Below are 5,726 nucleotides of genomic sequence, written 5' to 3'. Positions count from 1 at the left end.
ATTAACAAATAACCTTTGTGCTATTTGCAATAATTGGAGAGTTAGCCGATCATTGGATTAAGCTGATGAGATCGAAAAGACTCAGATGATTTGAGCTGTGATGAGCACAAGCGTGATGACATTAAACAAAATTAAGATAGCGAAGGAGCCTCATGTTAACCCGTTCAGATGATTTAGAAATGGTACTCACCGTCGTCGATGCTGGTGGTTTTTCTGCGGCAGCAGAGACGTTGGATGTGCAAGTCGCCAAGGTATCTCGTTCGGTGAGTAAGGTTGAGTCGCAACTCGGCGTCTCAATATTCAACCGAACAACGAGACGCGTGGAATTGACGGAGGAAGGGCGGCAGTTTGTCGATTCAGTCAGGGTGGGATTACAAATGATCCAGAGCGCGGAAGAAGAAATCGTGTCGCGCGGTGAGTTGCCTAAAGGTCGTTTAAGAGTCGATGCCGCCAGCCCATTCGTATTCCATCAGCTAGTGCCGTTGGTGCAGTCATTCAAAGAGGCTTACCCAGACATTGAGTTGGAACTCACTTCCAACGAAGGCTTCGTTGATCTTCTCGAAAAGAGAACCGATGTTGCGATTCGAATCGGTAAGTTGTCCGACTCAACACTGCACGCGCGCCCGTTAGGAAAAAGTTTACTCCATATTGTGGCGTCACCTGATTATCTCGCTAAGCGTGGGCTGCCCACCAAACCTGAAGATTTGAGTTCACATCAAATTGTGGGTTTTGCAGGGAACAAAGTGCTTAACCATTGGCCTTTACCAAACCAAAGTGACGTCGCGCCTACTGTGACAGCCAGTAATGGTGAAACCGTGCGTCAACTAGTCTTAGCTGGAAATGGGATCGCTTGTCTGTCGGGGTTTATGGTGCAGGAAGATATGGCTGCGGGTCGCTTAATCCCTATTCTGGAACAAGACAAACTTGCCAACACAGACCGAGAGCGAGTGAATGCGGTTTATTACAAGTCGTCCTCTGTCTCTAAACGTATCTCGGCGTTTATTGACTTTATTCAGCCCCGTTTGAGCTTGTAGGAAAGAATGAAACACTCTTTAGCAGCACACAGCCAAACCGTTATTTGCATCGTTTGAGAACGGGTATTCGTATCAATGTTTAGAGAGCACATATTGTTGTATTGAGATTCGATAGGTGGATGTGATCTCAATAGCGTTTACTGACTTTCAGTGTTTAAAAACCGCCCGCCCACGCATCAAAATCGTCAATGTTGTCGAGCTCTTCTTTAGTTCTTGGGGCTGGGTAATAAGGCAGAGCCAATCTTTGAGCGGAAGGTTGCAGTTCCCAATCGGGCGTAATCTTGAGTCGGGTTAATTCATCGTTGAGGCGCACAAACATATAGTAGCCATCGGTATGGGTATTGGCGTAACTCGCGATTGTGGCGATATCGCCAGAGGGTAATTTTACATCTCGGCCGAGCGGGTAGAGTTGGTGCAATGCGAAACTCACTTTGGGATCTTCAAGTTTGCCTTGCTTAAAGCGTTCTAATCCGATGGCGGTTGAAGTAGTGCGCAGCTTCCACCCTGTGAGGAACAATCCACTCAAGTTATCTTGGAACGGCTTACCCTTTCGATTACCTTCATTGATAATGAATTGAGCCGTCAGCGTGTCTCCCGATTCTTGCAGAATTTTTAAAAACTGTTCACCAGTGCGATCGACCAAAAGCTTCATAATATCCAGCTACCATCAAGAATGAGAGACGATAAAGGGGACTACTTTAGGGGAGGCTTGTGTAGAGACGGTAAAGCTTACGTCGCGTGAACAATGTTTTCGGTGTTGATCCTTTCATGGCCTTAGAGCAACAACAGCTTTAACGCTTACGTAAGTAATGAGTTTGCACGATTTCATCAAGGTACGTCGTGACGCCTTTCAACGTAAAGTCGACCGGAGACACTAAGTCACCAAATAACGGGGATCCACCACCAAGCACGATAGGAATGGTCGAGATGATCAGCTCGTCAATCAGGTCTTCTTTCAGGAAGTTTTGAATGGTGATGCCGCCATCAATGTACAAGTTATTTAGGCCTTTGTTATTCAAATCCGCGACAATCTGTTTAAGCTCACCCTTCATCAAAAATACTTTACCTTCAAGTTCTTGAGGTACTTCATTTAAAGTGTTGCTCAGTACATAGACTAGCTTGCTGTAAGGCCAATCAATGCCAAAGCTCAACACCATGTCCATTGTATTTCGTCCCATGACCAGTGCATCGATACGATCGGTATGAGCGTTGTAACCCATGTCGTCACCGTCTGGATTTGGAATCGCTTGCAGCCAATCTAAGTCGCCTTGTTTGTCTGCAATGTAACCGTCAAGGCTGGTTGCGATGAATACAATATTTGACATTTTTAACCCCGATATCGATGAGAAACTTGGCATCTACACGGTAATAAATTAAAATATTCTACAGTGTAGAAATAAAGTTTAAGAGGTGACGGTATGACTGTCAAGGATCAGAAACGAGGTCGACCAAAGAGTGGATCAAGCCAACTCAGCGCCGAGAGAATTCTCACTATTGCTAAAAGCATGATGCGAGAGAGTGGCAAAGTACCAAGTATTCGAGGGTTGGCGACAGAACTCGGGGTCGATGCGATGGCCATATACCATTACTTCAAAAACAAAAACGATCTGCTTGAGGCAATCACGGTTTCCATGATTGAAGAAGTGGCACAGCCAGAGCTGAATCAAGACTGGCGAGATAACCTATATCGGCTCAGCGTGAGTTACTTGTCGATGCTCAACGAATATAGAGGCTTGTTAGAGACCTTATTGACCATGAAATCCCTCGGGCCGATGGAAGTTTTTAGTGAACGTTTTGAAGCGGTGTTGAGCCCGCTAGCGTTAACCGAAGAGCAAACCCAAAACGCGTTGGATTTGCTGGTGGATTATTTACACGGCTATGCTTTGGCGTTGAACTGCAACCCAGACCGAACTGAACTCACCATTGAAATGGTCGAAAAGCCGCTGAGTTTATACTGTTTGGCACTCACCCAACTTAAGTGATTTGTGGGTGATCTTGACCGGGCTTCTAATTTATAGTCGACAATTACCTATAAATTTCAGGATTTAGCAGTAATAATCAATGAATAGATCGGAATAGCTTGTTCATTGAAAAGCTGTACGGAAAGTTTCTAAAGACGTCATCGTGAAAAGGAAGTCAGATACATGCCTGTGCTCCAACGCATCAGTTTAACGTTAATCTTAATCGCCGTTTTAGGTGGGTGTTCTTCACTTCCTGAAGGCATCGATCACCCGACAGAACCGCCAACCTCTCCTGCACCTAGTTCTTTATCGGTTCTAACCAATGAATTTCAGCCTGAAGCTTTAGAGCAAGGGACCACTGCGGTTCGTCTGCAAGAGTCTGGTTGGGATGCCTTGGCACAGCGATTAGCGCTGGTCGAAAGTGCCGAGCACACCATCGACATTCAATACTACATCTGGAACTCTGACGAATCGGGCAGTTACTTAGCCAGCCGTTTGTTAGCCGCGGCCGAGCGTGGTGTGAAGGTTCGCGTAATGCTGGATGATATCAACCTCAACGAACGTGAAGGTTTGTTGTCGGCACTGGATGCGCACCCTAATGTCGAGATTCGTATCTTCAATCCAACGCCAACACGCCGTGGTTTCAGTAAATGGTTGAGCTTTGTCGGTGACTTTTCTCGTTTAAATCGCCGTATGCACAATAAGTCGTTTACCGTAGATGACACTTTGTCTGTGGTGGGTGGACGTAATATTGGTGATGAATATTTCGACCTTTCTGATGAAATCAATTTCCGAGACCGCGATGTATTAGTCATGGGCTCGGTAGTTAACACCATCCAAACCAGTTTTGTTGAATACTGGAACAGCCGTTGGTCTTACCCTGTCGATATGCTGGGTGATGACGAACAACCTGATCTCTCGAAGATAGATAATATTGTCGTGCCGCATTATCAAAATTATCCTGAATTACCATTAGACCGTGAGGCTGCTGATGGCTTACTGAAAGAGGTGATTGGTGAGATGACATGGGTGAATGCGCGTTTTGTTTACGATCAACCCGTTCCTGATGACTCCGATAATACTGATGAACCGAAAGCGACTGCGATTCTTCTAGGGAAGTTAGCGAGCGAGTCGAAACAAGAGATCTTATTGGAATCCGCTTACCTTGTATTCGATGATGGTCAGCTTGAAGAATGGCAGGTATTGAACAACAAGGGCGTTGAGATAAAAGCGCTAACTAACTCTATGGCGTCTAATGATCTGGTGACTAATCATTCTGCTTATGCAGGCAGACGTTACGACATGTTGGAGCATGGCATCGATCTGTTTGAGCTAAAACCAGAATCTAAGCTGTGTGAAGCATCGACTCAAGACGTGTCTAAATGTGCGCCTGAGACGGCCTATGGCTTGCACGCTAAATCAGTCGTATTCGACCGCAGCATCGCGAGCATCGGCTCATTTAACTTCAACTTGCGCTCTACCTACTTGAACACGGAATCGGTTTTGATCATCGAGAATAAAGAGATTGCTGAAACGTTAGCAGACACCATTGAGCAAGCGATGAGTGAAGATAATAGCTGGCGCTTGGAACTGGAAGACGGTGATGTGTATTGGTATTCAGGCGATCAAAGCTGGGACAGCGAACCAGAAACGGGTAAGTGGGAACGAATGCAGTCAGGCTTTTTGCAATTGCTACCGATTGAGAAATATCTGTAAGCTAGCCGCCTCCGGATAAATAAAAATGTCAGCGTATATTACGCTGACATTTTTTGTTTGTGCTGCTGTTTGCTGTGGTTTGTTGCAAGCTCTTAACGGCTTAACGGCTTAACGGCTTAACGCTTGGTCAGCTGTTTACTGTTCAAGTAAGGCAGAATGTGCGGGCGAGATTCACCAGACAGCTTCTGTGTGATCTGTTGTGACCAACTGCTTTGCTTCTGATTGCTTGAGCGGTTCGCGTAGTAGCTTTGCATTGAATCGTCGTAGCTGGCAATTTCATCTAGGCTCAGTGGTTGATATTGGTTTTCGTGCATCACCACATGAGCAGGAAGGCGAGGCTTCACCTCTGGTTGTTGTGCCGGGTGACCTAAGCACATTCCGAACAATACGGCGGTGTGTTGTGGTAGTTCTAACAGTTCATCGACTTGTTGTGCGCTGTTACGCAGCCCACCAATGTATACGCCACCCAAACCTAGAGACTCGGCAGCCAGCATGCAGTTTTGCGCCATGATGCCAGAATCTACCGCGCCAATCAGGGTCAGTTCAGTAAAGTCGGTTTTCACTTCAGGGTTGATTTGAGCGTGGCGTTGATAGTCGATACAGAACACTAAAAACTCAGCCGCATTCTCAACGTAAGCTTGGTTACCTGCGTATTCAGCTAACAGTTTGCGCTTCTCTGTGTCTGTCACTCTCACGATAGAAACAGCCTGCAGTAAGCTCGATGATGAAGCCGCGAGGCCAGCCTGAATAATCACATCAAGTTGTGCTTTTTCAATCGGTTGATTTGTATATTGACGAATGGAGCGGTGCCCCAGAATAGTTTCAATCGTGCTGTTCATAACTCTCAGACAGTCCTTGTAATGATGGCGTAGAGAATCACAATAACGACAATTACCATGAGCGTAAAGGGCGTTAGAGCCTTTCTGGTTAGCGGTATGATATTCATGAAATCAAAAGGATTGCTGTCACAGCCAATCCTTTTTTCGTACTGTTTCCTGCTAGAAGCTAGAAGCTA

General features: G+C 45.9%; 6 protein-coding genes. 3 read left to right on the top strand and 3 right to left on the bottom strand.

What is annotated here, in order from left to right:
- Positions 1 to 152 precede the first annotated feature (152 nt).
- A complete protein-coding gene (locus AB4496_RS06080) occupies positions 153 to 1,034 on the top strand; it encodes a LysR family transcriptional regulator (protein WP_009845937.1) in 882 nt (293 codons plus the stop codon).
- A 154-nt stretch (positions 1,035 to 1,188) separates the two neighbouring features.
- Here AB4496_RS06080 and AB4496_RS06075 read toward each other — a convergent pair whose 3' ends face one another.
- Both AB4496_RS06075 and AB4496_RS06070 read right to left on the bottom strand, forming a co-directional pair.
- Complete coding sequence (locus AB4496_RS06075; RefSeq protein ID WP_009845936.1) at positions 1,189 to 1,686, bottom strand: hypothetical protein; 498 nt, start codon at positions 1,684 to 1,686, stop codon at positions 1,189 to 1,191.
- Positions 1,687 to 1,825: 139 nt separating this feature from the next.
- On the bottom strand, positions 1,826 to 2,359 hold the full coding sequence (locus tag AB4496_RS06070) for a dihydrofolate reductase family protein (protein ID WP_170962745.1): 534 nt from the start codon (positions 2,357 to 2,359) through the stop codon (positions 1,826 to 1,828).
- Positions 2,360 to 2,452: 93 nt separating this feature from the next.
- Between AB4496_RS06070 and AB4496_RS06065 the strand changes: the two genes are divergently transcribed.
- On the top strand, positions 2,453 to 3,016 hold the full coding sequence (locus AB4496_RS06065) for a TetR/AcrR family transcriptional regulator (protein ID WP_009845934.1): 564 nt from the start codon (positions 2,453 to 2,455) through the stop codon (positions 3,014 to 3,016).
- A 162-nt stretch (positions 3,017 to 3,178) separates the two neighbouring features.
- Positions 3,179 to 4,711, top strand: a complete 1,533-nt coding sequence (locus AB4496_RS06060) for a phospholipase D family protein (protein WP_009845933.1) — start codon at positions 3,179 to 3,181, stop codon at positions 4,709 to 4,711.
- Positions 4,712 to 4,827: 116 nt separating this feature from the next.
- Here the strand turns inward: AB4496_RS06060 and nfsA are convergent, their stop codons facing one another.
- Complete coding sequence (gene nfsA / locus AB4496_RS06055) at positions 4,828 to 5,550, bottom strand: oxygen-insensitive NADPH nitroreductase (RefSeq protein ID WP_009845932.1); 723 nt, start codon at positions 5,548 to 5,550, stop codon at positions 4,828 to 4,830.
- Positions 5,551 to 5,726: the final 176 nt, after the last annotated feature.

It is taken from the genome of Vibrio sp. 10N.222.46.A1 (assembly GCF_041473595.1).
Lineage (GTDB): Bacteria > Pseudomonadota > Gammaproteobacteria > Enterobacterales > Vibrionaceae > Vibrio > Vibrio tasmaniensis_A.
This window is presented reverse-complemented; position numbering and strand designations above follow the sequence as displayed.